The sequence below is a fragment of the Breoghania sp. L-A4 genome, from assembly GCF_003432385.1.
Classification (GTDB): Bacteria; Pseudomonadota; Alphaproteobacteria; order Rhizobiales; family Stappiaceae; genus Breoghania.
Map to the genome: position 1 here is coordinate 3,179,887 of NZ_CP031841.1, position 23,807 is coordinate 3,203,693.

The 23,807-nt window shown below is 63.7% G+C and carries 19 protein-coding genes and 2 pseudogenes; 4 read left to right on the forward strand and 17 right to left on the reverse strand.

All coding sequences use genetic code 11. The features are described from left to right. Positions 1-173 precede the first annotated feature (173 nt). The 9 genes and pseudogenes from D1F64_RS23470 to D1F64_RS25140 form a co-directional block, all read right to left on the reverse strand. Positions 174-3,704 carry an AAA family ATPase gene (locus tag D1F64_RS23470; RefSeq protein WP_162901573.1) on the reverse strand — a complete coding sequence of 1,177 codons (3,531 nt, stop codon included), beginning with the start codon at positions 3,702-3,704 and terminating at the stop codon, positions 174-176. Beyond that, on the reverse strand, positions 3,704-4,963 hold the full coding sequence (locus tag D1F64_RS14450) for a DNA repair exonuclease (RefSeq protein WP_117412995.1): 1,260 nt from the start codon (positions 4,961-4,963) through the stop codon (positions 3,704-3,706). The genes D1F64_RS23470 and D1F64_RS14450 overlap by 1 nt, the downstream gene beginning before the upstream one ends. 175 nt (positions 4,964-5,138) lie before the next feature. Next, positions 5,139-5,630: pseudogene (locus tag D1F64_RS14455) on the reverse strand (membrane-bound PQQ-dependent dehydrogenase, glucose/quinate/shikimate family); the annotation flags it as partial. A gap of 44 nt (positions 5,631-5,674) precedes the next feature. Further along, positions 5,675-5,785, reverse strand: a pseudogene (locus D1F64_RS24680) (formate--tetrahydrofolate ligase); the annotation flags it as partial. A gap of 18 nt (positions 5,786-5,803) precedes the next feature. After that, positions 5,804-5,968 carry a hypothetical protein gene (locus D1F64_RS23475; RefSeq protein WP_162901574.1) on the reverse strand — a complete coding sequence of 55 codons (165 nt, stop codon included), beginning with the start codon at positions 5,966-5,968 and terminating at the stop codon, positions 5,804-5,806. A gap of 10 nt (positions 5,969-5,978) precedes the next feature. Then, positions 5,979-7,295 carry a TRAP transporter large permease subunit gene (locus D1F64_RS14465; RefSeq protein ID WP_117412996.1) on the reverse strand — a complete coding sequence of 439 codons (1,317 nt, stop codon included), beginning with the start codon at positions 7,293-7,295 and terminating at the stop codon, positions 5,979-5,981. Then, positions 7,285-7,806: a TRAP transporter small permease gene (locus tag D1F64_RS14470; RefSeq protein WP_117412997.1), complete on the reverse strand. Its 522-nt coding sequence runs from the start codon at positions 7,804-7,806 to the stop codon at positions 7,285-7,287. Before D1F64_RS14470 ends, D1F64_RS14465 begins: the two co-directional genes overlap by 11 nt. A gap of 79 nt (positions 7,807-7,885) precedes the next feature. Then, positions 7,886-8,533: a TRAP transporter substrate-binding protein DctP gene (gene dctP / locus D1F64_RS23865; RefSeq protein WP_205470482.1), complete on the reverse strand. Its 648-nt coding sequence runs from the start codon at positions 8,531-8,533 to the stop codon at positions 7,886-7,888. Beyond that, positions 8,530-8,895, reverse strand: coding sequence for a hypothetical protein (locus tag D1F64_RS25140; protein WP_205470483.1), 366 nt, complete (start codon positions 8,893-8,895; stop codon positions 8,530-8,532). Before D1F64_RS25140 ends, dctP begins: the two co-directional genes overlap by 4 nt. 155 nt (positions 8,896-9,050) lie before the next feature. Between D1F64_RS25140 and D1F64_RS14480 the strand changes: the two genes are divergently transcribed. After that, on the forward strand, positions 9,051-9,761 hold the full coding sequence (locus D1F64_RS14480; protein WP_117412998.1) for a GntR family transcriptional regulator: 711 nt from the start codon (positions 9,051-9,053) through the stop codon (positions 9,759-9,761). A 134-nt stretch (positions 9,762-9,895) separates the two neighbouring features. Here D1F64_RS14480 and D1F64_RS14485 read toward each other — a convergent pair whose 3' ends face one another. The 8 genes from D1F64_RS14485 to D1F64_RS14520 form a co-directional block, all read right to left on the reverse strand. Further along, positions 9,896-11,569: a formate--tetrahydrofolate ligase gene (locus D1F64_RS14485; protein ID WP_117412999.1), complete on the reverse strand. Its 1,674-nt coding sequence runs from the start codon at positions 11,567-11,569 to the stop codon at positions 9,896-9,898. An 82-nt stretch (positions 11,570-11,651) separates the two neighbouring features. After that, positions 11,652-12,563 carry a methionyl-tRNA formyltransferase gene (locus D1F64_RS14490; protein WP_117413000.1) on the reverse strand — a complete coding sequence of 304 codons (912 nt, stop codon included), beginning with the start codon at positions 12,561-12,563 and terminating at the stop codon, positions 11,652-11,654. 50 nt (positions 12,564-12,613) lie between these two features. Continuing rightward, positions 12,614-13,861, reverse strand: a complete 1,248-nt coding sequence (gene frc / locus D1F64_RS14495; RefSeq protein WP_117413001.1) for a formyl-CoA transferase — start codon at positions 13,859-13,861, stop codon at positions 12,614-12,616. Between the two features lie 43 nt (positions 13,862-13,904). Beyond that, entirely contained in the window at positions 13,905-15,641 is a 1,737-nt protein-coding gene (gene oxc / locus D1F64_RS14500; protein WP_117413002.1) for an oxalyl-CoA decarboxylase, read from the reverse strand. A gap of 218 nt (positions 15,642-15,859) precedes the next feature. Beyond that, a complete protein-coding gene (locus tag D1F64_RS14505) occupies positions 15,860-16,534 on the reverse strand; it encodes a GntR family transcriptional regulator (protein WP_117413003.1) in 675 nt (224 codons plus the stop codon). A gap of 137 nt (positions 16,535-16,671) precedes the next feature. After that, positions 16,672-18,183: a tripartite tricarboxylate transporter permease gene (locus D1F64_RS14510; protein ID WP_117413004.1), complete on the reverse strand. Its 1,512-nt coding sequence runs from the start codon at positions 18,181-18,183 to the stop codon at positions 16,672-16,674. Between the two features lie 35 nt (positions 18,184-18,218). Beyond that, complete coding sequence (locus tag D1F64_RS14515) at positions 18,219-18,629, reverse strand: tripartite tricarboxylate transporter TctB family protein (RefSeq protein ID WP_162901575.1); 411 nt, start codon at positions 18,627-18,629, stop codon at positions 18,219-18,221. A 298-nt stretch (positions 18,630-18,927) separates the two neighbouring features. After that, positions 18,928-19,935, reverse strand: a complete 1,008-nt coding sequence (locus D1F64_RS14520; protein ID WP_117413006.1) for a tripartite tricarboxylate transporter substrate-binding protein — start codon at positions 19,933-19,935, stop codon at positions 18,928-18,930. A 506-nt stretch (positions 19,936-20,441) separates the two neighbouring features. Between D1F64_RS14520 and sucC the strand changes: the two genes are divergently transcribed. From sucC to D1F64_RS14535, 3 genes are all read left to right on the forward strand, one after another. Continuing rightward, positions 20,442-21,629, forward strand: a complete 1,188-nt coding sequence (gene sucC / locus D1F64_RS14525; protein ID WP_117413007.1) for an ADP-forming succinate--CoA ligase subunit beta — start codon at positions 20,442-20,444, stop codon at positions 21,627-21,629. Next, the gene (gene sucD / locus D1F64_RS14530; protein ID WP_117413008.1) at positions 21,626-22,495 is read left to right on the forward strand and encodes a succinate--CoA ligase subunit alpha; all 870 of its coding nucleotides are present in this window, start codon (positions 21,626-21,628) and stop codon (positions 22,493-22,495) included. Before sucC ends, sucD begins: the two co-directional genes overlap by 4 nt. Positions 22,496-22,719: 224 nt before the next feature. Then, a complete protein-coding gene (locus tag D1F64_RS14535; RefSeq protein WP_117413009.1) occupies positions 22,720-23,751 on the forward strand; it encodes a 2-dehydropantoate 2-reductase in 1,032 nt (343 codons plus the stop codon). The last annotated feature ends 56 nt before the right edge of the window (positions 23,752-23,807 follow it).

Sequence of the window (23,807 nt, forward strand, 5' to 3'; positions counted from 1 at the left end):
TGAGCAGAGCGGATGCGAAGTCCGGTGGACCAGACCGTTCCCCATCTTCCGATGAACCGGCAACTTTGCTGAAACAGCCCGGACCGCCACGGATTCCGGTTTTCCGGCCGCGATCACCAAAACCTCCGATAATAGATCATCGTAGCTGTCGCGCCTCTGCGCGCGGTCTCAGACTACGCGCCGCGGCCGGGAAGCTCGTGCAGGGTCACGCCGTCCTCGCCGCAGACGTCGCGGGCGAGATCGCACAGGTGGCGGTGATGGGTCAGATAGACCACCTGGCCGCGCCTCGACATCTCCGACAGCAGCGCGAAGGTCTCCGCCGAGCGGTCGTCGTCGAAGGGCTCGAGAATGTCGTCGGCGAAGAACGGCAGCGCCTCGCGCTTTTCCGTGAAATCCGCGTGCCCGGCAATGCGCAGCGCCAGATACAGCTGGAACTGGGTGCCGCGCGACATCTCCGGCGCGACGATCGTCGAGCCGTCGCTGCGCATGCCGACCAGCACCTCGCCCTTCTTGCCCTGAGCCGAGAAAAGGCCGGTGAAGCCGCCGCGCGTCATCTTGACGAAGGCGTCGGACGCGCGCCGCATCATGGTGCTGCGATGGGTTTCGCGGTAGGAGCGCAGTGCCTCCTCGACCAGCAACGCGCCCGCCGACAGGCGCATATAGGCATGAGCCTCATGCTCGATGTCGAGCAGCAGCACCCGGCGCTGCTCCTCCAGCCGGGCCACCTCGCCGTCCCCGGCGATGGCCTTGAGCGCGGTCTCGGCCGTCTTCCACTCGTGATAGAGCGCCGCGACATGCGCTTCCTCGGCCTCGCGCGCGCCCTGCAGCCCGCCCAGTTCCGCGCGCAACGCCGCGATGCTCTCCTCTGTCGGCAGACACTCGGCGAGAGTCGCGCGCATGGTGGCGGCGTCGACAGCATCCAGCATTGCGACAAGCTGGGTTTCCAGCCGCGCGATATCCCGCTGCAGGCGATGCTTTTCCTCCGAGCGCTTCAGCGCGGTGCGCAAACCATCGAGATCCTGAGCCGGGATGATGCGTGTCATCTCCGCGATCCGGGCCGCGACGGCCCGCGCCGCGTGACGCGCCTTGGCCAGCCGCGCCTCCGCCGCCTCCAGTTCACCAATGCGGTCCCTTCGCAGGCGCGCGGCCTCCTCGGCCTGTGAAACACGCCGCCGCAGCGTATCCGCGATGTCGAGCGGCGTGTCGCCCTCCACGCGTCCTCCAAGGGCTTCGGCGAGCCTGGTCACTTCCGCCGTATACGCCTTGCGGTCCTCGCCCATGGCCTCGACGCGCAGCCGCAACGCGTCGGCCTCGACCAGCTTGCCCGACACGGTGTCCAGAAGTCCGGCGAGCTCCCTGACCTCGGCCGGCGACGCGGCGCCGATCCAGGTTGACGCAATGACCTCTTGCCATGCCGCCTCCCAGGCGGCGCGGGCCGCCTCGGCCGCCTCATGACGCTTGTCGCGCGCCTCCGCCTCTCTCGCGGCCTCCTTGAGGGCGGCTTGCGCCTCGGCGCGCGCCTGCCGCCGCGCGGTCCACGCCGCGATCGCCGCGTCGCAGCGCTCGAGCGCCGCGCGCACATCAAGGGTCTCGGACGCCCGTCCGTTCATGGCGAGGCCCGCCGCCTCCATCGCCCCGATGAGCATGACCTTGGCGGTCTCGCGCTGACCGTCGACCACCGCAAGCTCGCCCCGCGCGCGCTCGAGCCCCTCAATCCGGGCAAGCGCCGTGAGCCGTCGCTCCAGCCACACATCGAGGGAGGCCAGCGGCGTGGCCGGCGGCAACCCCAAACCTTTCAGAAGATCACCGGCGGCATCCTCATGCGCCTTGAAACGCTGCGCTGCGGCCGCTTGCTTTTCCCGCGCCCGGCCGAGCGCGGCCTCGCAGCGAGCGAGAGCGACGCCCGCGCGGCGCAAATCCGTGAGTTCCGAAACGAGCCCCAGACGCCGATCCTGGATGCGGTCGCACTCCGCGATGCCGGCTTCAACCGCATCCGCGACCGTCTCAAGACGTCCACGCTCCGGCACCGGGTCAGCGGCAAGATCGGCGCGCAAGCCCGCCCACGCGCGATCGCGCACGCCGCGCGCCTCACGCGCCGCCGCATCGTCGATCCCGTCCGACGCCCTGGACAGGGCCGCGATCTCGGCCTCATGGGCGGCCTTTTCATCCAGAAGGCGCTCGATGTCACCGGCCAGAGCCGCCCGATCCTCGCGCAGCGCCGCCCCGCTCTCCTGCAGCTGCTGCAACTGTCCGGCATCCGGCACAGCCAGATCCGCCAGCTCCGCGGGCGCCCCGCGCCACGGCGCCAGGGCGGCGAGCGCGGCGCCAAGATCGGCTTCCAGCTCATGACACCGGCTTTCCCGCGCCGCCCGCGTGCGGTCGTCAAGGTCCTCACGAAGATCCCCGATCCGGCGCGTGAAGTCGGCAAGATCCGCAGGCTCATCGGTCTCATTGATCTCTTCCAACGCCTGGGCCGCCGCCGCACGCCGCGCTCGCGCGGCCCCGGCCTCCTCACGGGCCGTCTCCTCACGGGCAAGCAAACCGGAGCGCTGTTCGATCAGTTCCTGAATGCGCCCCCGCGTGGCTGCCGGCAGGACGAGACTTTTCGGATCCTCGATGTCGGGACGGCCGAGCCGCGCGCACAAATCCGCGATGTCGCGCTCGATGTGGCGCAATTCGCGCCGACGGTTCTCGATGTCCTGCGAGGTGCGGTAGCGCGCCTCAAGATCATCCTCACTCAGCCGCTTGACGGCCCTTGCAATGGCCAGCGCCGGCTCGTCGACAACGATGGCTTCCAGGACCTCTGTGGCTCGTGTCACCGCATCGCCGCATTCACGCAAGCCCGAGCGGGTCGCGGCCTCCGTCACCGCGAGCGTTTCCAGTTCCGCCAGCCAGCCGTCGGGCGCATCGGGCGCGTCCGCCACCTCCGCCAGCGCCATTTCACGCTCCTGCAATTCCCGCCAGGGGCGCAGCGCGTCGAGCAGCGTCTTGAGCCGGTCGAGCCGCGCCGTATTGCGGTCGCGCAGCTCCCTGGCCTCAGTGTAATGCGCGCTCCTGGCCGCCTCCTCGCCGCGCAGCGTCTCGAAGGCGCCCGCCTGCACGTCGCGTTCGCGGATCGTCTCCTGCAGCGCCTTGAGTTCGTCGCGGGCGCTCTTCAGCCGGTGGACCCGGCCGGACTTCTTGAAAAACCCGTCCGCCTCCGCGCGGATCGCCTCGAGCCCGCCGCTCAGCCCCGACAGGCCGGAGGCGGCGGCGAACAGCAAGGTGCCGAGATCGCCCTCGCTCTCCAGGATCGCGTCCCCGCCCTGAACCAGCGAATCCTCGTCCAGCGAGAACATCTGCTCATAACCCGCGCGGCTCACATCGCCCAGCACCGCACGAAACAGCGTCTCGTCGACACCCTCACCGCCCGCGCCCAGCAGGCTGGCGCTGTCGCGCTTGATCCTGCGGCAGGCATGCTCGACGCCGCCGAGCGAGATCACGGCGCCGATCTGCAGCACCGGATTGGCGTGCAGGAAATTGTACTTCGTCTGATGCGGGAAGCCGAAGAGAAAGTCGATACAGGCGTCGCGCAGGGTCGATTTGCCGGCCTCGTTGGGGCCGTAGACCAGATGGAAGTCGCCGGCCTTGCGCACGTCGCCGAAATCGATGCTGTGGCCGGTGAAGCGGCCGTACCGGTCGAGATCGAGCCGTTTGAAGCGCATCAGCGGTCCGCCTCGCCGGCGTCCAGCCGGGCCAGAACATCCTCCGCACCCTCATCCAGATATCCCTCGACCAGCCGCGCACGGTCCGCGTCGTCGACCCCGAAGGCATCACGCAACTCCGGCGGCAGCTTCTTCTGCAGCTCCAGCATGAGGTCCATCGCGGCGCCGCGCGCCGCGGTCCGATCAAGTCCCTCGCCGAGCATCAGCAAACGCAACTCGCTCACCGGATCGCTCAACGCCGACTTGGTTTCCAGCCGCGGCATGACGACACCCGTCACCACCTCCTCGACCAGCACCTGACCACAGCGCCGTCCGGCCTCGCGGATTTCCTCCAAAAGCACGTCCGCGTCGCGGCGCAGCTGCGGTGCCAGCGGCGTCTCGCCGCGCAGCTCCACCCGGGCGATCAGATGCTCGCTGCGCGCCGCCTCAAGCGCCGCGGACAGCGCGGCCTCGCTCAGGCCGATCAGCGCGCTCATGTCGTCGGCGCCGGACACGTCCACCGTCACGCGCTCGAACTGCACCAGAGCGACAAACCGTTCCTCGATGCGCATCGCATGATCGTCGCCGATCTCGACGACGGTCACCGACTTGGGTCCGGATTCATTGACGTGGCGCCCTTGCGGAATGCCGGGCATGACAATCGCGTTCGGCGGCCCGGCATGCACCGCGCGCTTGTGAATATGGCCGAGCGCCCAATAGTCGTAGCCCTGCCCCAACAACTCGGCGACGGAGCACGGCGCATAGGGGTCGTGGCCTTCCGCGCCCGAAAGGCTGGTGTGCAGCAGGCCGATGTTGATGGCGCCGGCAGCAGGGGGCGCATAGTGCGGCAAAAGGCTGTCGGGCGCCGCGGGCTTGGCGAAGCTCATGCCATGGATCACGACGTCGCCGTCCGCAAGAGCGACCGCCTGGGCGCGGCCGGAAAACAGGTGCACCCCCTCGGGCAGCTCCAGATGGCGGGTAATCCGGGATTCCGCGTCGTGGTTGCCGCGGATCAGAAACACCTTGATCCCCGCCCCGGTCAACCGCCGCAACTCGCTTGTGACGAAGGCCGCTGTCTTCATGCTGCGCAGGGTGCCGTCATAGAGGTCGCCGGCGATCAGCAGCGCGTCAACGTCCTCGTCGAGGCAGAGCTGGATGATGCGGGAAAAACTCTGCCGCGTCGCGTTCGCCACCAGCTGCGCCGCTTCCGGCTCTTTCAGCGCGAGCGACAGCAGCGGCGAGTCCAGATGAATGTCGGCGGTGTGAACGAAACGGAACATGAAGACGGTTCAACGTGGCCATGGGGCCGCAACGCCCCGGAAATCTTCTGCCCATGAGGCTTACACACCTCATGCGGCCGCGTCACGCATTCCGTCCCGGCTGTGGATCACGACGCGCGACAGCATCCGGGTGCGCCGCACCCGGATGCTGTGGTTTCATATCCTGGCGCCAAGCTCAGCGCGCGCCCTCGGGCAGCGCGTAGGCGATAACGTAATCGCCCGGAGTGGTGCCGATGGAGCCGTGGCCGCCGGCGACGATCACCACATATTGCCGACCGTCGCTTCCCTCGTAGCTCATCGGTGTCGACTGGCCACCCGCCGGAAGCCGCTTTTTCCACAGCATGTCGCCGGTTGCCTCGTCGTATGCACGAATATAGTCGTCGACAGTGGCGCCCAGGAAGGCAACGCCGCCCGCGGTGAGCATCGGCCCGCCGATGCCCGGTACGCCGAGCTTGAAGGGCAAGGGCAGCGGCGTCATGTCCTCAACCGTGCCGTTGCGGTGCTTGTAGACAATCGCGCCAGTGTTCAGATCCGCGCCCGCCACATAGCCCCAGGGCGGCGCCTGACACGGTATGCCCAGCGGCGAGAGAAACGGACCCTTATCGACAGCGTACGGCGCGTCCTCGTTGCGGTTCAGCCCCATCTCGCTGGCCTTCTCGGACCCCTTTGTCTGCGCCCGGTGTCGTATCCCCAGACGGATTTCAGAGGCAAGAACAAGGCCTGCATTCGTCCGTCCTCGTCGAGATGGCTCGCCTCGGCGGCGAGTACGGACGGCAGACCCGGCATCGTCACGATGTGGCCGGCGATCGCCACGACGAAGCCGTGGAGCCTCGTCCTCCTCTAGCCGGTGAAGGCGAACATCAGCCAGACCACGAACACGGTGAAGACCAGTCCGGCAGCTTCGGGCCAGTTGCCGAAGCGATGATCCGCGCGTTCCTCGGCCTCGAAGATGGCGGGCGGAATGTCCTCGTCCTGCCGGGTAAAGTCCGGATCCGATGGGTTCATGATGGGCTCCTCAGTCCAGCAGGTTTGGCAGCCAAAGCGCCAGATCGGGGAAAAACAGCACCAGAAAGAGACCCACCGCCTGCAGCGCGATGAACGGCAGCACGGCTACGAAGATCTCTTGCAACTGAATGTCCTTCGGCGCCACCGACTTCAGGAAGAAGCAGGCCGGTCCGAACGGCGGCGAGAGATAATAGATCTGGATGTTCATGGCGAACAGAACGCCGAACCAGATCGGGTCAAAACCCAGATCGACCACCACCGGAGCAAAGATCGGAACGGTGATGAAAATGATCGCGATCCATTCCAGGAAGGTGCCGAGCAGCATGACGATCAGCATCATGACGACAATGACCCAGATCGGCGCGATATCGAGCGAGACCAGCATGCTCCGCAGGAACTCGCCTCCGCCGATGCGGTTGTAGATGCCGATCAGGGAGACGGCACCCAGCACCAGCCAGATGATGGAGCCGACGGTCAGGACCGTCTGGCGCATGGCGTCGCGCGCCATGGTCCAGGTGAGCTCCTTGCGCGCTCCCGCCACCACGAGGGCGCCGACCGCGCCGACCGCTGCGGCTTCCGTCACGGTGGCGATGCCGGAATAAATCACCCCAAGCACCGCGCCGATCAGCACGCCGGGAAGAATGACGCCCTTGAGGAATTTGAGCCGCTTGAAGAACGGCAGGCGGGTCTCGGGAATGTCGAAGATCGGCGCCATGGCCGGGTTCAGCCGGACACGGATCAGGATGTAGGTGATGAAGAGCCCCGCCAGGATGAGGCCCGGCACGGCGGAGGCGGCAAACAGCTTGGTGATGGAAACCTGGGCGGCCAGGCCGTAGATGATCAGCACCACCGACGGCGGAATCAGCGTCGCCAGGGCTCCCGCCGCGCAAATGATGCCGATGGACAGCTTGCGGTCGTAGCCCAGACGCAGCATTTGCGGCAGGGCGATCAGACCCAGCATGACGATCTCGCCGCCCATGATGCCCGACATGGCGGCAAGCACCACAGCCACGATGCACGTCTGCACCGCGACGGACCCCCGAAAGCGGCCGCCCATGATCGCCATGGAATCAAACAACGCTTTCGCGATCCCCGACCGCTCGAGCACATTCGCCATGAAGACGAAAAAAGGCACGGCGATAAGCTCGTATTTGTGCAGGACCTCGCCCACGTTCGCGGCGACGATGAAGAAACCCGCGCGCTCGCCAAAATAGAGGATCGCGGTCCCCAGAGACACCGTAAGCGTCGTGACGCCAAGCGGCACGCCCGCCGCCATGAGCGCCAGGAGGGAGACGATAATCAGGAGGGTGATCAGCTCAATGCCCATGGCCGGTCTCCCCTTCCGTACCCTGGAACCACCGAATGATGTTGGCGAGCAGCTGGGCGACATAGAGCATGCAGCCAACGACCAGCAAAACCTTCAGATAGGTCGGCTGCATCGAATTGAAGGCGGTTCCCGAATGTTCGGTGCGGGCGAGGACTTTTTGGGCCGGATGCCACAGCGCCATGGTCAGCACGATCAGGGCTCCGGTCGCGATGAGCATCTGAAACAGTCGCAGAAACCGCCAGGTCCGTGGCCCGACAAGCGCCTCCAGCATGGTGATGGAAATATGCCGGCGCCGTTCGGTGACATAGCCAACGGCCAGCACCCACGCGGAGGCGCACAGCGTCATGGCGAGCTCGGTCGACCAGACGGTTGGCATGTCAAAGCCATAGCGCAAAACGACTTCCATCGCCGAGACGGCAACACAAGCAAACAGCAGCACGGAGCAGCTCTGGCCGATGAACACGCTCGCGCGGTCCATCACGCCTGCGTAGCCGGCGAAAAGGCGTTTCATGAAGTCCCCGGAAGATCTCTAGGTTCTCGACATCGGAGTACCCCGGACCTCAAACGGCCCGGGGTACCCGCGGGTCTTCCTAGTTTTTGAACAGACCGATTTTGGTCATATAGGCGAGGTTCGCATCGAGAGCTTCCTTGGCGAGCTCCGACTTCTCCGCATAGCTTTCCCACTGCGCGCGCGCGACGACGCGCAGCTTGTCGCGGTCCTCCTGTGCCCAGTCGATCACGTGGATCTTTTCCGATCCGCTGTCGCGCTTTGCCAGCTCGGCGTCCTTCTTGCCAACCACATCGGCCATGGCGAACATGGCGTCGTACCACCATGTGCGAAGCGCGGCCTGATCGTCGGCCGAAAGCTCGTCCCACACCCGCGTGCTGACGGTAAACTGCATCGACGGCATGGAATGGATGCCCGGATAGAGCGGGTACGGCGCGACATCGTGCATACCGGTCGCATCATTGTTCACATAGGCCGATGCGTCCGCGGCATCGACGATGCCCTTTTCAAGCGCGCCATAGACCTCGGAAAACGGAATGGATACCGGAGAGGCGCCAGCCGCCTGAAAGACCGCTGCGGCAAGACCTTCGGGAGAGCGGATTTTCTTGCCGGCGAGATCCTCAAACGTCCGGATCGGCGTCCGGGCGGGAAGCGCTTCGCGGGAATAGGGTCCGCAGGCCACGACGTGAACCTCGCCGTCGGTGATCGCGTCGGCCGCCTTCTGCATCATGGCCTCGCCCCGCCTTCCTTGCAGAAACCCAGCATCTGTTGCGGCGTGTCGTAGCCGGAAATCAGATCTCCCATGATGGCAAAAGCGGGCTCGCGGCCGGCGAAATAGTTCACGGACGTGAAGTCGCCGTCGAGCACACCGGCGGCCACCGCATCAGGCGTTTCGCGCGCCGGCACAACCGACCCGTTTGGTGTCAGGATGATCTCAACCCGGCCATCGGTCATTTCCTTGATCTTCGGCAGCCAGGTCTCGGTCAGATACTGAGTCGAGAAATCCCCCGCGTTGAAGGAAGTCTGAATATTGAGCGTTGCCGCCTGAGCCGTGAAAGCCAGGGCAGAAACGGACGTGGCCAAAATGGCCATTCCGATAAATCTCATGGTGTCCTCCCGAAAAAAAATGCACGGGCTCCTCCACCCGTGAATTGATATACTAATATATTAGTGCAAATGCGGTCAAGGCTGACTATCATCCCGCAACCTGTCACGAGACGATTTTTCGAAGAGAGAGCGAACCGGACGTGCCGACACTTGCCCGCCAGGAATTTTCCGAAGTGCGCACAAGAGCCCAGCGTATCAAGAAGATATCCGCAAGCGACCAGATCCATGCCGCCCTGCGCGAGCGCATCATCACTCTGGAACTTGCTCCGGGCCGCAATCTGTCGCGACAGGAAATCGCGGAGTTCTACGGCGTGAGCCAGACGCCCGTGCGCGACGCCATGCTCAAGCTGGAAGAAGAAGGCCTGCTGGCGATCTACCCGCAGTCAAAGACCGAAGTCTCGAAGATCGACGTGGAGCACGCGCGCGAAACGCAGTTCCTGCGCCTCTCGATCGAACTCGAGGCGACGCGGCAATTGGCGCTGTCGCATGATCCGCAGCTCCTGGAGAACGCCCGAAAAGCGCTCGCACACCAGCGCGAGGCCCTCGCCTCCGGCAATCTGGAGCAGTTTGCGAAGCACGACCGTCTGTTCCACTACTCGCTGCTCGAAGCGGCCGACGTCGCCAACCTCTGGGATCTGGTGACAATGCGGTCTGGCCACATCGACAGGCTGCGCAACCTCAACCTGCCCGACCCGGGAAAGGCCGCCAACATCACTTACTATCACGCACGGATTCTCGATGCGATCGAAGCAGGCGACACGGCGTCCACGGACGATGCCGTGCGCGGTCACCTGACCGGCACCCTCTCCCAGGTCGACGAGATTCGGAGCCGCAATCCGGAGTTTTTCTAAACGGACAAGCTGGCCTTTGCGCCATGCGTCCCGGCGCCGTTTGGGCTCGTTCCACGCAATGCGGGCATCTTCTCCAAAAAAAACCGGGCGCAGTTGCCTGCGCCCGGTATCCCCTCCCCAAGGTGTCTGGGAGCCTAGAACAGGCCCTGCACTAGTCCGTCCTCGTCGAGATGGATCGCCTCGGCGGACGGCACGCGCGGCAGGCCCGGCATGGTCATGATGTCGCCGGCGATCGCCACGATGAAGCCTGCGCCGGCGGAAAGCCGGACCTCGCGGATGTTGATCGTGTGGTTGTCAGGCGCGCCCTTAAGCGTCGGATCGGTCGAGAACGAGTACTGCGTCTTGGCCATGCAGATCGGGAAGTCGCCGTAGCCGGCCTTTTCCCAATCCTTGAGCTGGTTGCGCACCTTGCTGTCGGCGGTGACTTCGGACGCGCGATAGATCTCGGTCGCGATCGTCTCGATCTTCTTGAACAGCGGCATCTCGGACGGATACAGCGGCTTGAACTCCGACGGCTTCTCGCAAAGCTCGACGACGTGACGCGCGAGTTCCTCGATGCCTTCGCCGCCCTTGGCCCAATGGCTCGCCACGATCGCCTTGGCGCCCAGACCGGCCGCGACTTCACTGACAGCCGCCAGTTCCGCGTCGGTGTCGTTGATGAACTGGTTGATGGCGACAACCGGCTGCACGCCGAACTTCTTCACGTTCTCGATGTGACGGGCGAGGTTGGAGCAGCCGGCCTTCACGGCCGCAACGTTCTCCGCGCCCAGATCTTCCTTGGCGACGCCGCCGTGCATCTTAAGCGCACGGACGGTGGCGACGATGACCACGGCGGACGGCGTCAGGCCCGCCTTGCGGCACTTGATGTCGAAGAACTTCTCGGCACCCAGATCCGCGCCGAAGCCGGCTTCCGTCACCACATAGTCGGCGAGCTTGAGCGCCGTCGTGGTGGCGGTCACGGAGTTGCAGCCATGCGCGATGTTGGCGAACGGACCGCCGTGGATGAACGCGGGGTTGTTTTCCAGCGTCTGCACCAGGTTCGGCATGAGCGCGTCCTTGAGCAGAACGGCCATGGCCGGGCTCGCCTTGAGCTGGCTGGCGACGATCGGCTCACGCTCGCGGGTGTAGCCGACGACGATCTTGCCGATCCGCTCGGTCAGGTCTTCCAGATCGTTGGCGAGGCAGAAGATCGCCATGATCTCGGAGGCCACGGTGATGTCGAAGCCGTCCTCGCGCGAGAAGCCGTTGGCGACGCCACCGAGCGAGGAAACGATCTGGCGCAGCGAGCGATCGTTCATGTCGACGACGCGGCGGAAGGCGATCCGGCGGGTGTCGAGACCGAGCTTGTTGCCCCAGTAAATGTGGTTGTCGATCATCGCGGAGAGGAGATTGTGCGCGATGCCGATGGCGTGGAAGTCACCCGTGAAATGCAGGTTGATGTCTTCCATCGGCACCACCTGGGCGTAACCGCCACCGGCCGCGCCACCCTTCATGCCGAAGCACGGGCCGAGGGACGGCTCGCGGACGCAGACAGCGGCCTTCTTGCCGATGCGGTTGAGGCCGTCGCCAAGACCCACCGTGGTGGTGGTCTTGCCTTCGCCCGCCGGCGTCGGCGTCACGGCGGTCACCAGGATCAGCTTGCCGTCCTTCTTGGACTTCAGCGACTTGATGAACTCATAGGAGACCTTGGCCTTGCTCGGGCCGTACTGCAGCAGCTGGTCGGCCGGGATGTCGAGCTTGGCGCCGATCTCGGTGATCGGCTTCATGTTTGCTTCGCGAGCGATTTCGATATCGGATTTGAAAGCCATGCGGCCCCCCTGATGTCTCAGGCGACGGCCATCGGCCGCGCCTGTGTTTCACTAACCCATGAACGTTGTGGGATCCGGAAAATTACTTACCGAGGACGTCCCCGGCCTTGAGGCCGCTTTCAGCCGCATACTCCACCGCCGGCACCTTCGCCGCATCGGCGCGAACACGCTTGATGAGAATGGAGCCTTCGCCGGCGGCGACCGTAACGCCGTCGTCCGACACCTCGAGAACCGTGCCGGGAGCGCCGCTCTTGGTGCCAAGGGCGGAATCGAACACTTTCAGTTCGTTTCCGCCGTGCAGCGTCCATGCGCCGGGCTGCGGGTTCGCGGCGCGGATGATGGCGTAGATCTGCTTGGCCGGCTTGGACCAGTCGATCTCTGCATCCGCCTTGCGGAACCACGATTCATAGGAGCCTTCGTCCAGGTTCTGGACGATGCGCGGCGCCTTGCCGGCCTTCACCAGTTCGAGCGACTCGATCATCGCGTCGACACCCATCGGGAACAGCTTCTTGAAGTAGACGTCGCCCAGCGTCTCGTCGGGACCGATCTCGCATTCTTTCTGCAGCAGGATCGGACCTTCATCGAGCCCGTCGTCCGGCCAGAAGATGGTGAGGCCGGTCTTGGTGGCGCCTTGCGCGATCGGCCAGTTGATCGACGACGGCCCGCGATGCATCGGCAGCAGCGAGGGGTGATACTGGAACGAGCCGTATTTCGGCGCGTCACGCACCGCTTCAGGCACGAATAGCAGCACATAAGCCATGATGCAGACGTCCGCCTCGAAGGACTTCATCAGCGCGAGCGCTTCTTCCGTCTTCCAGGACGCCGGCTGATAGACCGGCAGGCCCTTCTCTTCCGCCAGTTCCTTCAGCGGATCAACGGGCCGGCCCTCCTTGTCCGGCGCCGTGCAGACCGCCACGATATTCTCTCCGCGTTCCAGAAGCCGCTCGAGCACCGCGCGGCCGAACGCCTGTTGTCCGTGGACGACAATGCGCATTTTCTCACTCCCAGTAACGTCTTGAATCGGTTCGGCGTTTCCCTGTTCGATCAGATCGCGCCGGCGTCCTTCATGCTTTCGACGGCTTCGGCGCTGAAGCCGAGCACGTCGCGCAGGATCTCGTCGGTATGCTCACCCAGAAGCGGCGAACGCTCGACCTCGACCGGCGAGCCCGAAAGCTTGATCGGGCAGCCGACGCTGAGGTATTTGCCGCGCTCGGGATGATCCACCTCGACCACCGTGCCGGTATCGCGCAGCGACTGTTCCGCGGCGATTTCCTTCATCGACAGGATCGGGCCGCACGGAATGTTGAGCGGGTTGCACAGGTCCATGACCTCGAACTTGGTCTTGGTCTTAGTCCAGGCCTCGATGGTGTCGAAGATGGCGCCGAGCTTGTCGAGACGCTCCGCGGGCTTGGCATAGCCTTCCTGGGTCTTCCACTCCGGCTTGCCGATGAGGTCGCAGATGTTGCCCCACACAGGCGCCTGGGTGATGAAGTAGATGTAGGCGTTGGGATCGGTCTCATACCCCTTGCACTTCAGAATCCAGCCCGGCTGGCCGCCACCCGAGGCGTTGCCGGCGCGCGGCACCGCATCGCCGAAGGAAATTCCCTCGCCGTACTGGTGGTATTCGGTCAGCGGACCGCGCTCCAGACGCTGCTGGTCGCGCAGCTTGACACGGCACAGGTTGAGCACGGCATCCTGCATGGCGGCGGTGACCTTCTGGCCCTTGCCGGTCTTCTCACGCTGGAACAGCGCCGTGACGATGCCGAGCGCCAGATGCAGACCCGTGCCGCTGTCGCCGATCTGCGCGCCGGTGACCAGCGGCGGACCGTCGAGGAAGCCCGTCGTCGACGCCGAGCCGCCGGTGCACTGGGCGACATTCTCATAGACCTTGCAGTCCGCGTAGGGACCGGGGCCGAAACCCTTGATCGAGGCCATGATCATCCGCGGGTTCAATTCCTGGATCCGCTCCCAGGAAAAGCCCATGCGATCGAGCGCGCCGGGTGCGAAGTTTTCCACCAGCACGTCACAGGCGCGGACCAGTTCCTCGAGAACTTCCTTGCCCTTGTCACTCTTGGTGTTGAGCGTCATGGAGCGCTTGTTGTGGTTGAGCATGGTGAAATACAGGCTGTCGACATCGGGGATGTCGCGCAGCTGGCCACGGGTGGCGTCACCGACGCCTGGGCGCTCGACTTTGATGCAGTCGGCGCCGAACCATGCCAGCAACTGGGTACAGGTCGGGCCCGACTGGACATGGGTGAAGTCGAGGATCTTGACGCCTTCTAGAGCTTTCATGGTGTGCTCCTGTTCTTGAGGATTTGCTATTTCCGGAGCTGGATTATTTCTTCGAAACCACGCTCTGAGGATTGAGATTGCCGATGCGTCCGCTCTCGGTGCCGGCCAGCGGATCAATGATGGCGTTGACCAGGGTCGGGCGGCCGGAGTCCATGGCTTCGTTGACGGCGCGTGTCAGCTCATCGGGGCTCGTGGCGGTAACGCCGACGCCGCCGAAGGCTTCCATCATCTTGTCGTAGCGCGCGTCCTTGACGAAGACGGTGGTGCCGGGATCGCGGCCCGTCGGATCAACATCCGTACCGCGATAGATGCCGCCGTTGTTGAACACGACCACGCAAATCGGCAGGTTGTAGCGGCAGATGGTCTCCACCTCCATGCCGGAGAAACCGAAGGCGCTGTCGCCCTCGATCGCCAGAACGGGATGACCTGTTTCCACAGCCGCGCCGATCGCCTGGCCCATGCCGATGCCCATGACGCCCCAGGTGCCCACATCAAGCCGCTTGCGGGGCTTGTGCATGTCGATCACCGAGCGGGCGAAATCGAGCGTGTTGGCGCCCTCGTTGACGAGGATGGCGTCCGGCCGCTGCTTGATGATGGTCTTCAGAGCGCCGAGCGCGCCGTGGAAGTCCATGGGCGAGTTGTTGTTCTGCAGGCGCGGCGCCATCTTGGAGACATTGGTGGAGACCTTCTCCCGGATCGCGTCGGTCCAGGCGGCAGGCGGCGGCGTCCAGCCCTTGGCGATGCCCTCGAGCAAGGCGGAGACGCAGGAGCCGATATCGCCGACCACCGGAGCCACGATCTCGACGTTGGAGTCCATTTCCTTGGGCTCGATGTCGATCTGGATGAACTTCTTGGGCTCCGTGCCCCAGGTCTTGCCCTTGCCGTGCGACAGCAGCCAGTTGAGGCGCGCGCCGATCAGCATCACCACATCCGCCTCTTTCAGCGCCAGTGAGCGCGCCGCACCCGCCGACTGCGGATGATCGTCTGGCAGCAGCCCCTTGGCCATGCTCATCGGCAGATACGGAATGCCGCTTTTCTCGACCAGCGCCTTGATGTCGGCATCGGCCTGCGCGTATGCCGCGCCCTTGCCCAGGATGATCAGAGGGCGCTTGGCGCCCTTCAGGACATCCAGCGCGCGTGCAATGGAGTCGGCGGACGGGATCTGCGCCGGTGCCGGATCGATGACCTTGACCAGCGACTGCGCGCCCTTGGCCGCGTCCATCGCCTGGCCAAGCAGGGCTGCGGGAAGATCAAGATAGACGCCACCGGGCCGGCCCGAGACGGCGGCGCGGATGGCGCGGGCAACCGCGATCCCGATGTCCTCGGCGTGCAGCACGCGGAACGCGGCCTTGCACAGCGGCTTGGCGATGGCGAGTTGGTCCATCTCCTCGTAGTCGCCCTGCTGCAGATCGACGATCTCGCGCTCGGACGAACCGGACATCAGGATCATCGGGTAGCAGTTGGTCTGAGCGTGCGCCAGAGCCGTCAGGCCGTTGAGAAAGCCCGGGGCGGACACCGTCAGGCAGACGCCCGGCTTCTTCGTCAGAAAGCCCGCGATCGCCGCGGCGTAGCCAGCATGCTGCTCGTGGCGGAACGACAGAACACGCAGACCGGCTGCCTGCATGTAACGGCCAAGATCGGTGATCGGAATGCCGGGCACGTTATAGATGGTGTTGATGTCATTGAGCTTGAGCGCGTCGATAAGCAGGTGGAAGCCGTCCGTCAGGTCCTGTGCGGCTTCATCAGTTTTCACATCAACGCTCGGCGCTGTTGCTGACATTTTCTCTCTCCCGGAAAGCCTTTGGCTCAGGCCATTTGGCTGTGTTTCTTAGCGCGCGTGCGCAGAGGTTTTTCGATGGCGCACGGCGGCGCCCAGACTGCTCAAAGGATGGGCGCGCGAAGCCCATGCGGTGTGGACAGGCAAACGCCGGCAGTGGCATTTTCCGGAATCCCGATCATCCTGCCCTCCCCATTTTCGATGCTTTGCCGCCGCGCTGCTCAGGCGACATGGAAATTCAGCGCGACGTGGGTGCGCAGGTTGAACGTGTGTTCGCGCACCAGCCGTTCGGCCAGCTCCGTATCGCGGCTCTCGAGAGCCTCGATGATATGGGTGTGATCCACCACCGACCGAGTGATGCGGTCGGCTTCGGTGATCGTGCGGGCGCGGATGGCGCGCACGTGGATGAACAAGTCGTCCGCCATCTTGCAGATCTGTGGAGACTTCGACAGCCTCAGGATCGCCTGATGGAAGCGGATGTTGCTGTCGGAATATTCGTCCATGTGCGCCGACAACTCGCCCTTGTCGACCTCATTGATGATGGTCCGCAACTGGCCGATTTCCTCGTCGGTCGCCACCTGCGTGGCGATCCGCGCGGACATGCTCTCCAGCGCCGCCCAGGCGAGGATCATGTCGAGGATTTCCGCCTTGGACTTGCGCACGATATAGATGCCGCGCCGCGGCACGATGCGCACCAGTCCCTCCTGCTCAAGCCTGGCGAGCGCCTCGCGAAGCGGCGTCCGGCTGATGCCGAACTGCTCCGAAAGGCTGCGCTCATCAAGCTTCAGATCAACGTTGTCGTCATAGATGTTCTTCTTGACGATGGCGTCCTTCAGACTGTTGTAGATTGTCGTCTTCAGGCTGAAGTCTTCAACGATCGGCGATATGTCCAGCATGCTTTCGACCCTGTCTCGGTGCCGGAGCGCCCGTGGGGCGCCGCGGTGGCGGCGAGTGCGACAATTCGCTCTGGTACTTTGTATACCACCGCGAATTCGCCTTGCATAGACTCATCGCACCCGCCTACAGAAAACATCTAAGCCTTTGATGCCGCCTTCTTCTTGATGAAGCGCGAGATCATCGGATATGCCGCGAGAAGAACGGCAATGGCGAGGAAAGTCGCCGACAGCGGCCGTTCAACGAACACTGAGACGTCGCCCTGTGATCCCAGTACGGACTGACGGAACGACTGCTCGGCCAGCGGCCCGAGCACGATCGCCAGCACGGCGGGCGCCACGGGATAGTTCAGCTTGCGAAGCATGTAACCGACCACACCGAACCCTACCATCAGCCACACATCGTGCATGGTCTGTGTCGGAGCATAGCCACCCACCACGCAGAGGATGAAGATCATCGGCGCCAGGATCGTGAACTTCAGCGTCAGCACCCGCACGAAGATGGGAATGAACGACAGGTTGATCAGCACCGTAACCACGTTGGCGACGTAAAGCGAACCGATGAGACCCCAGACGAAGTCCGGATGCTCTGCGAACAACAGCGGACCGGGACGCAGACCCCAGATGATCATGCCGCCAAGCAGGATCGCCGTGGTCGGCGAGCCGGGAATGCCCAGCGTGATCATTGGCAGCATGGAGCCGGTGGAGGCGGCGTTGTTGGCCGACTCCGGAGCGGCGACGCCCTTGACGTTACCGCGACCGAAGCTGTCGGGATCCTTCGAGAAGGTCTTCGCAAGGCCGTAGGACATCAGCGCGGCAGGGGTTGCGCCGGCTGCCGGCAGCATGCCGACAAAGTAGCCGATCAGGCTGCCAACGATCGTCGTGCCGAAGTAGTTCTTCACCTGCTTGACGTTGTTGATCATGCCCCGGAAGGTCGACTTGACCTTGTGCACCTGCACGTCGCCCTTGGTTTCCTCGAGCGTCCACAGCATTTCTCCGATGCCGTAGATACCGATCGCCAGCACCAGGAAGTTAATGCCGTGGAAGAACCCGTCGATGTCGAAGAAGATCAAGCGCGGCTTGCCGGAGATGACGTCCAGACCGATCGTCGCCAGCACCAGGCCAATGAGGATCGAGAAGATTGTCTTGGGAATGTCGTCCCCGGACAGTCCGATGAACGTGGCAAAGGCCAGAATCATCAGCGCGAACTCTTCCTGCGGCCCGAACTTCAGGGCAAACGACGCCAGCGGCGGTGCGAAGAGCGTAAACAGAACGATGGAGATGGTGCCACCGATGAAGGAGGCGACCGCGGCGGTGGCGAGCGCCAGATCGGCCCTGCCCTTCTGCGCCATCGGCCGTCCGTCAAAGACGGTGGCGACGGCGGTCGATGCCCCCGGAATGCCCAGTGTGATCGAACTCACCGCGCCACCGTACATGGCGCCGTAGTAGATGGCCGCCAGAAAGATAATCGCGGTGTTGGGCGGCACCAGGAACGTAACGGGCAACAGGATCGCAACGCCGTTGACTGATCCAAGGCCGGGCAGCGCGCCGACGAACAGCCCGACCGTACAACCGAGTATAAGCATCGCCAGGTTCAGCGGCTCGAACGACTGCAGTATCCCCTGCATTAGTGGCTCAAGGATGGCTTCCATTTCAGTAAACTCCCTCTACCGACATTTTGCTTGTCCTAGTAGATCAAATCATAAAGCGGATAGAACAAAGGCTCCGAGTAGCCCTTCGGAAGAGGGATAACCAACGCACCTTCAAAGAAGAAAAACAGGAAGGTTGGCGTCGCGACGGAGAGAATGCCCGTCAGTAACCACGTATGCTTTCCCATGATTCGAAGATAGAAAATCAGGAAGAAGAAGATCGAGAAATACAGGCCGATGATATGCGTTCCGGCCAGTAACAGGATCAGGGCAACGACAGTGGTGCCGACGATCTGGATGGCGCCGGCATCCATGAACATCGCCGTGTTGCGCGACTCCGGGGTGGCGCCCATGAACCACTTGACGATGATCGTCAGGCACGAGAGCAGCATCCCCGTCGACAGCCAGAATGGCCAGACCCCGATCCCGGGCCCGACCCCGGAACCCACCCGATCTGCAGCCCATCGGTGCTCTTGATCATGATTGCGGCGGAGCCGAGTGCCAGCAGTATGGCAAACAGCAATTCAGCGGTACGAACAGTCATCCGGTTGATCCTCAACACGCATTTGCCAGGAACGCGTCTCACGCGACACCGCTCTCCCGTGCAGCAACGGCTGGCACGGCGTTTTCAGGACGGTGTCTGATGAAAGCTTTCGTTCTAAGTCCGGGTGGTGCCAGGCGGGTTAGCGATCCCGCCTGAGCACATTGTTGCGGCCGAAATGTCGGCCAGCCTTCGGTTGCCCGGTCTTACTGGCCCGTGATGGCGTCAGCACCCACCGATGCGATCAGCGCCTCGTGGCGAGCAAGCTGCGCCTTGTGGAATGCGGCGAGATCGTCGCCGGCAACCCATTCGGTGCAGTCAAGGCCGTCCTCGACGCAGAACTTCTGCCATTCGTCGGACGTGTACAGCTTGTGGAACAGATCGATGTACCAGTCGCGAGCTTCAGCCGACATGCCCGGAGGGCCGTTGATCGAGCGCTGCATGTAGTACTCGATATCGTAGCCGAGTTCCTTGGCCGTCGGCACATCCGGATACGCATCCATGCGCTCGTCGGTGAACTGAACAATCGGCTTGCTCTGACCAGCGCGATAGAACTCGCCCTGCTCGGCCGGGTTGTTGACGGTCGAGTCGATGTGATTGCCGATCAGGTTCTTGGCAACGGTGCCGCCGCCCGGGAACGGAATGTAGGTCACATCGTACTTGAACTCGTTTTCCATCATCGCGGTGAGGATGGAATCTTCCTGGCCGGAACCGGTACCGCCGACCTTCCAGTCCTTGCCGGCTGCCTTGACGGCGGCGACATAGCTGTCGAGATCGGTGATGTCCTTGCGTTCGGAATTGACCCACAGAAGGAAGGTATCGAGCGCCATGCGGCCGATCGGCGTGAACGACAGCGGATCAACGCCCAGGTTCTCCTGGATGATCGGCGTGGTGTAGAAGCTGTTCAGCGTGACCAGCAGCGTGTGGTCGTCACCGGCCTTATCCTTGAGATAACGCAGTGCTTCAGCGCCGGAACCGCCCGGCTTGTTGATCGGAATGAACGGACGCGGGGAAAGTTCTTTCTTTTCGATCAAGCCCTGCAGCAAACGCGCAATCTGATCTGCACCACCGCCGGTACCGGCCATGATGATAAATTCGACCGGTTTGCGCGGCGCCCATTCGGCCATGGCGCTCTGCGGCGCCATTGCTGTTGCTGTCATGCCGAGGCCGACAGCGGCCGATATTCCCAAGATAGATAGTCGTGCAGATTTCATGACATTCCTCCCAAAGTGGTATGCATTACACGCACTTACCAATGCACAGGCAGTTCCCTCCAGAACCCGTTACACTGATCCTCTTATTTCCGGCATCCTTTACGCCTCTTTCCAGGCGCTTGATCAGATGCCGAAATTATTATTGGTCTTTGGCATACCACCAAATTTCATCTGAGGCAATGTGGCGCACCCAGAATTGAATAAACTCTCGTCGCAGCCGCCAGACCCGTTGTTTCGTTAGACATAATAAACACGCTGGCATATGGTATACCAGAAAAAAATTGGCGAAACCGCAATGAAAAATCAGGTTGGCGGGAAACCGGCTGATGACTCGGACACAGTAGTCGGCAGCCCATACTGAACGACCAACCAATTGACTCTAGGGACGAAGCCATTCTGGCATGACGGTTACCGGGATTTGCCCTTCTGCTTATGCTGCAGTGCGGCAATTACTGGATGCCCGTCACGCCAAACAAAAAGAATGAACCATTGGAGGAGCTTGGCCGATGAACCTGCATGAATATCAGGCAAAGGAAATCCTTTCGCACTATGCGATCGCCATTCCGAAAGGACGCATGGCATCCACGGCCGACGAGGCCGGTGCGGTCGCGCGCGAAATCGCCTCGAAGAAATTCGCCGTCAAGGCGCAGGTGCACACGGGCGGCCGCGGAAAAGCGGGCGGCGTGCGCATCGTCGCCACATCGGAAAGCGCCCGCGACGCTGCCCGCGCCATGCTCGGCAGCGTGCTGGTGACCGATCAGTCCGGCCCCAAGGGCAGTCAGGTTTCCCAAGTCTACGTGGAAGCCGGCGAGGATGTCGCGCAATCGCTTTATGTTGCATTGCTCATCGACCAGAAGGCCGGCCAAATGGCGCTGGTGGCATCGCGCGAAGGCGGCGAGGATTTCGAGGAGCTGGCCGCGCGCAATCCCGAGATGATGGTGATTCTGCCGCTCGACGCCGCCGCCCCGCCCGCGCGCAAGGCGCTCAAGGGCTTTGCCGGAAAACTCGGGCTCAGCGGCGCGCTCGCCGATTCTGCCGCCGATCTTTTCCGCGCGCTCGCCAAGGCGTTTGTCGATCTCGACGCGAGCCTCATCGAGATCAATCCGCTCGCGGTGACGGAAGACGGCCGGCTCGTGGCCCTCGACGTCAAGATGGTGCTGGACGACAATGCGTTGGCCCGGCATCCGGAGCTCGCGGTTCTGCGCGACCAGGACGACCTGGATCCGGTCGAACTGGAGGCCCAGCGCCACGAGGTCAACTTCGTGCGCATGGATGGCGACATCGGCGTCGCGGTCAACGGCGCGGGTCTGGCGCTCGCCACCAACGACATGCTGGTGGAAGCCGGAGGCCGGCCGGCCAACTTCATGGACATCCGCACCACCGCCACCAGCCTGCAGATCTCGCGCGGTTTTGATCTGGTGCTCAAGACTCCAGGGCTGAAGGTGCTGCTGGTCAACATCCACGGCGGCGGCATGACGCCGTGTGACACAGTGGCCGAGGGGCTGGGCATCTCGATCCGCCGCACCGGCGCCAAACTGCCGATCGTCCTGCGGCTGGCGGGAAACAATGCGGACTTCGCCCGCCGGTTCCTGAAAAACTGCGGCGTCGTCTTCCACGATGCACAGGACATGAACGAGGCGGTCGCGACCGCTGTCGCCCTCGCCCGAGGCACCAAGAAAGGGGCGGCGAAATGAGCATCCTGATCGACAGCAACACCAAGGTCGTCTGCCAGGGAATCACCGGCCACGCGGCCACCTTTCACATGGCCCGCGCCATCGCCTATGGCACCAACCTCGTTGGCGGCGTGCGCCCCGGCAAGGGCGGCATGGTGCATCTCGACGTGCCGGTTTTCGATACGGTGCAGACGGCGAAGGACGAGACCGGCGCCAACGCCAGCATCGTCTTCGTACCCGCCGCCCAGGCCGCCGGCGCCATGATTGAGGCCATAGAGGCGGAAATCCCCCTCGTTGTCTGTGTGACCGAACGCATGCCCGTGCTTGACATGGTGCGTGTCCGCCATGCGCTGAAGGGGTCGAAAACCCGGCTCGTGGGTCCCAATTCGCAAGGCATCCTGACCCCCGGTCAGTGCAAGCTCGGCGTCATGGCCACGGTCAACGAGCGCCCGGGCCATATCGGCATCGTCTCCCGCTCCGCCTCGCTGACCAGCGAGATCGTGTCGCTGACAAGTGCCGCCGGATTCGGCCAGTCGACAACCGTCGGCATCGGCGGCGATCCGGTGCACGGAATGGGCTATGTCGACTGCCTGGAGCTGTTCTTCGCCGATCCCGACACCAATGCAGTGGTGCTGGTGGGCGAAATCGGCGGCGTCGAGGAGGAGCAGGCGGCGGAGTACCTCAAGACCGCCGCCAACACCAAGCCCGTGTTCGCGATGGTCGTCGGGCGGCACGCGCCGGAAACCCGCCGTATGGGCCACGCGGGCACCTTGCGGGCCCTGGGCGGCGGCAGCGCGGCCTCCAAGCTGGAAGCCCTGCGCGGAGCCGGTGTCCACATCATCGACAACCCGGCGCTGGTGGGGCCGAGTCTGAAGTCGGTCCTGTGACGCGGAAACACCGCGGAATGCGGCGCGTTTCCCCCTGCTGCATTCCGTCGCATGGCCCGATAGTCCAAGTGAATTAGGCCGGCGACTGCCTATGCTGAGCGCAATCGCCGCCCCTCTGTGACGACATCCTGCAACACGACAGGTGCGCGCGTGAGGAAGCCGGTCGCGACCAAGACCAAAAGGCGCGGGGCAAAGAACCGCGCACTCTGACGGGAGAGACGTACATGAAGATCTGTATTTACGGCGCCGGTGCCATCGGCGGTTATCTGGGGCTGATGCTGGCCAAGGGCGGCGCGGAGGTCTCCCTCATCGCGCGAGGCGCGCATCTGGCCGCCATCAGAGAAAAGGGCCTCACGGTCCAGTTCAAGGACGGCACCGAAGAGCACGCGATGCTCCACGCCACCGACGATCCAACGAGCCTGGGGCCGCAAGACTATGTGGTGATCGCGCTCAAGGCGCATCAGGCCTGGGAGGTCGCCGAACAGATGACGCCGCTTCTGGGACCCGACACCGCGGTGGTCACCGCGCAGAACGGCGTGCCGTGGTGGTATTTTCATGGCTTCGAGGGTCAGTACAAGGATCTGCGAATCGAAAGCGTCGATCCCGGCAACCGTCAGTGGAACGCCATCGGCCCCGAGCGCGTCATCGGTTGCACCGTCTATCCGGCGGCCGAAATCACGGAACCGGGCGTCATCAAGCACATCTATGGCGACAAGTTCGGCCTCGGCGAACCGACCCGCGCCGATACCGATCGCATCAAGGCGCTGTCCGCGGTGATGGAGGCCGGCGGACTGAAGGCGCCGATCAATCCCGAAATCCGCAACGACATCTGGCTGAAGCTCTGGGGCAACCTGTGCTTCAATCCGATTTCCGCCCTCACCCACGCGACGCTTGATGTGGTGGCGACCGATCCCGGCACCCGTGCGGTCGCCCATGCCATGATGAGCGAGGCGGAAAAGATCGCGCGGCGCATTGGCGTGCACTTCCGCGTCGACATCGAACGCCGCATCAACGGCGCGGCCCGGGTCGGCGCGCACCGCACCTCCATGCTCCAGGATCTGGAAAAGGGCCGGCAGCTCGAAATCGACGCCCTGCTGACCGCGGTTCAGGAGATGGGACGCCTGGTGGACGTCAACACGCCCTATATCGACACGGTGCTGGCGCTTGTCCAGCAGATGGGCCGGGTCGCCGGTGTCTATCCGACATTCCCGGAGCCGCACCTGTGGTGCGACCCGACGGAAGCCGCCGCCGACTGAGCCACCCAGCTCCGGGCTTGGAGGGCTGGACACCCGGGCGCGCGCGGCCTATCCAG

Coding starts and splice junctions, on each gene's coding strand:
- D1F64_RS14505 (WP_117413003.1), bottom strand. CDS start 16,534: ATGCTGGACATATCGCCGATCGTTGAAGACTTCAGCCTGAAGACGACA.
- sucD (WP_117413008.1), top strand. CDS start 21,626: ATGAGCATCCTGATCGACAGCAACACCAAGGTCGTCTGCCAGGGAATC.
- D1F64_RS14510 (WP_117413004.1), bottom strand. CDS start 18,183: ATGGAAGCCATCCTTGAGCCACTAATGCAGGGGATACTGCAGTCGTTC.
- D1F64_RS14470 (WP_117412997.1), bottom strand. CDS start 7,806: ATGAAACGCCTTTTCGCCGGCTACGCAGGCGTGATGGACCGCGCGAGC.
- D1F64_RS23470 (WP_162901573.1), bottom strand. CDS start 3,704: ATGCGCTTCAAACGGCTCGATCTCGACCGGTACGGCCGCTTCACCGGC.
- D1F64_RS23475 (WP_162901574.1), bottom strand. CDS start 5,968: ATGAACCCATCGGATCCGGACTTTACCCGGCAGGACGAGGACATTCCG.
- oxc (WP_117413002.1), bottom strand. CDS start 15,641: ATGTCAGCAACAGCGCCGAGCGTTGATGTGAAAACTGATGAAGCCGCA.
- D1F64_RS14490 (WP_117413000.1), bottom strand. CDS start 12,563: ATGCGCATTGTCGTCCACGGACAACAGGCGTTCGGCCGCGCGGTGCTC.
- frc (WP_117413001.1), bottom strand. CDS start 13,861: ATGAAAGCTCTAGAAGGCGTCAAGATCCTCGACTTCACCCATGTCCAG.
- sucC (WP_117413007.1), top strand. CDS start 20,442: ATGAACCTGCATGAATATCAGGCAAAGGAAATCCTTTCGCACTATGCG.
- dctP (WP_205470482.1), bottom strand. CDS start 8,533: ATGATGCAGAAGGCGGCCGACGCGATCACCGACGGCGAGGTTCACGTC.
- D1F64_RS14485 (WP_117412999.1), bottom strand. CDS start 11,569: ATGGCTTTCAAATCCGATATCGAAATCGCTCGCGAAGCAAACATGAAG.
- D1F64_RS25140 (WP_205470483.1), bottom strand. CDS start 8,895: ATGGCCATTTTGGCCACGTCCGTTTCTGCCCTGGCTTTCACGGCTCAG.
- D1F64_RS14535 (WP_117413009.1), top strand. CDS start 22,720: ATGAAGATCTGTATTTACGGCGCCGGTGCCATCGGCGGTTATCTGGGG.
- D1F64_RS14520 (WP_117413006.1), bottom strand. CDS start 19,935: ATGAAATCTGCACGACTATCTATCTTGGGAATATCGGCCGCTGTCGGC.
- D1F64_RS14465 (WP_117412996.1), bottom strand. CDS start 7,295: ATGGGCATTGAGCTGATCACCCTCCTGATTATCGTCTCCCTCCTGGCG.
- D1F64_RS14450 (WP_117412995.1), bottom strand. CDS start 4,963: ATGTTCCGTTTCGTTCACACCGCCGACATTCATCTGGACTCGCCGCTG.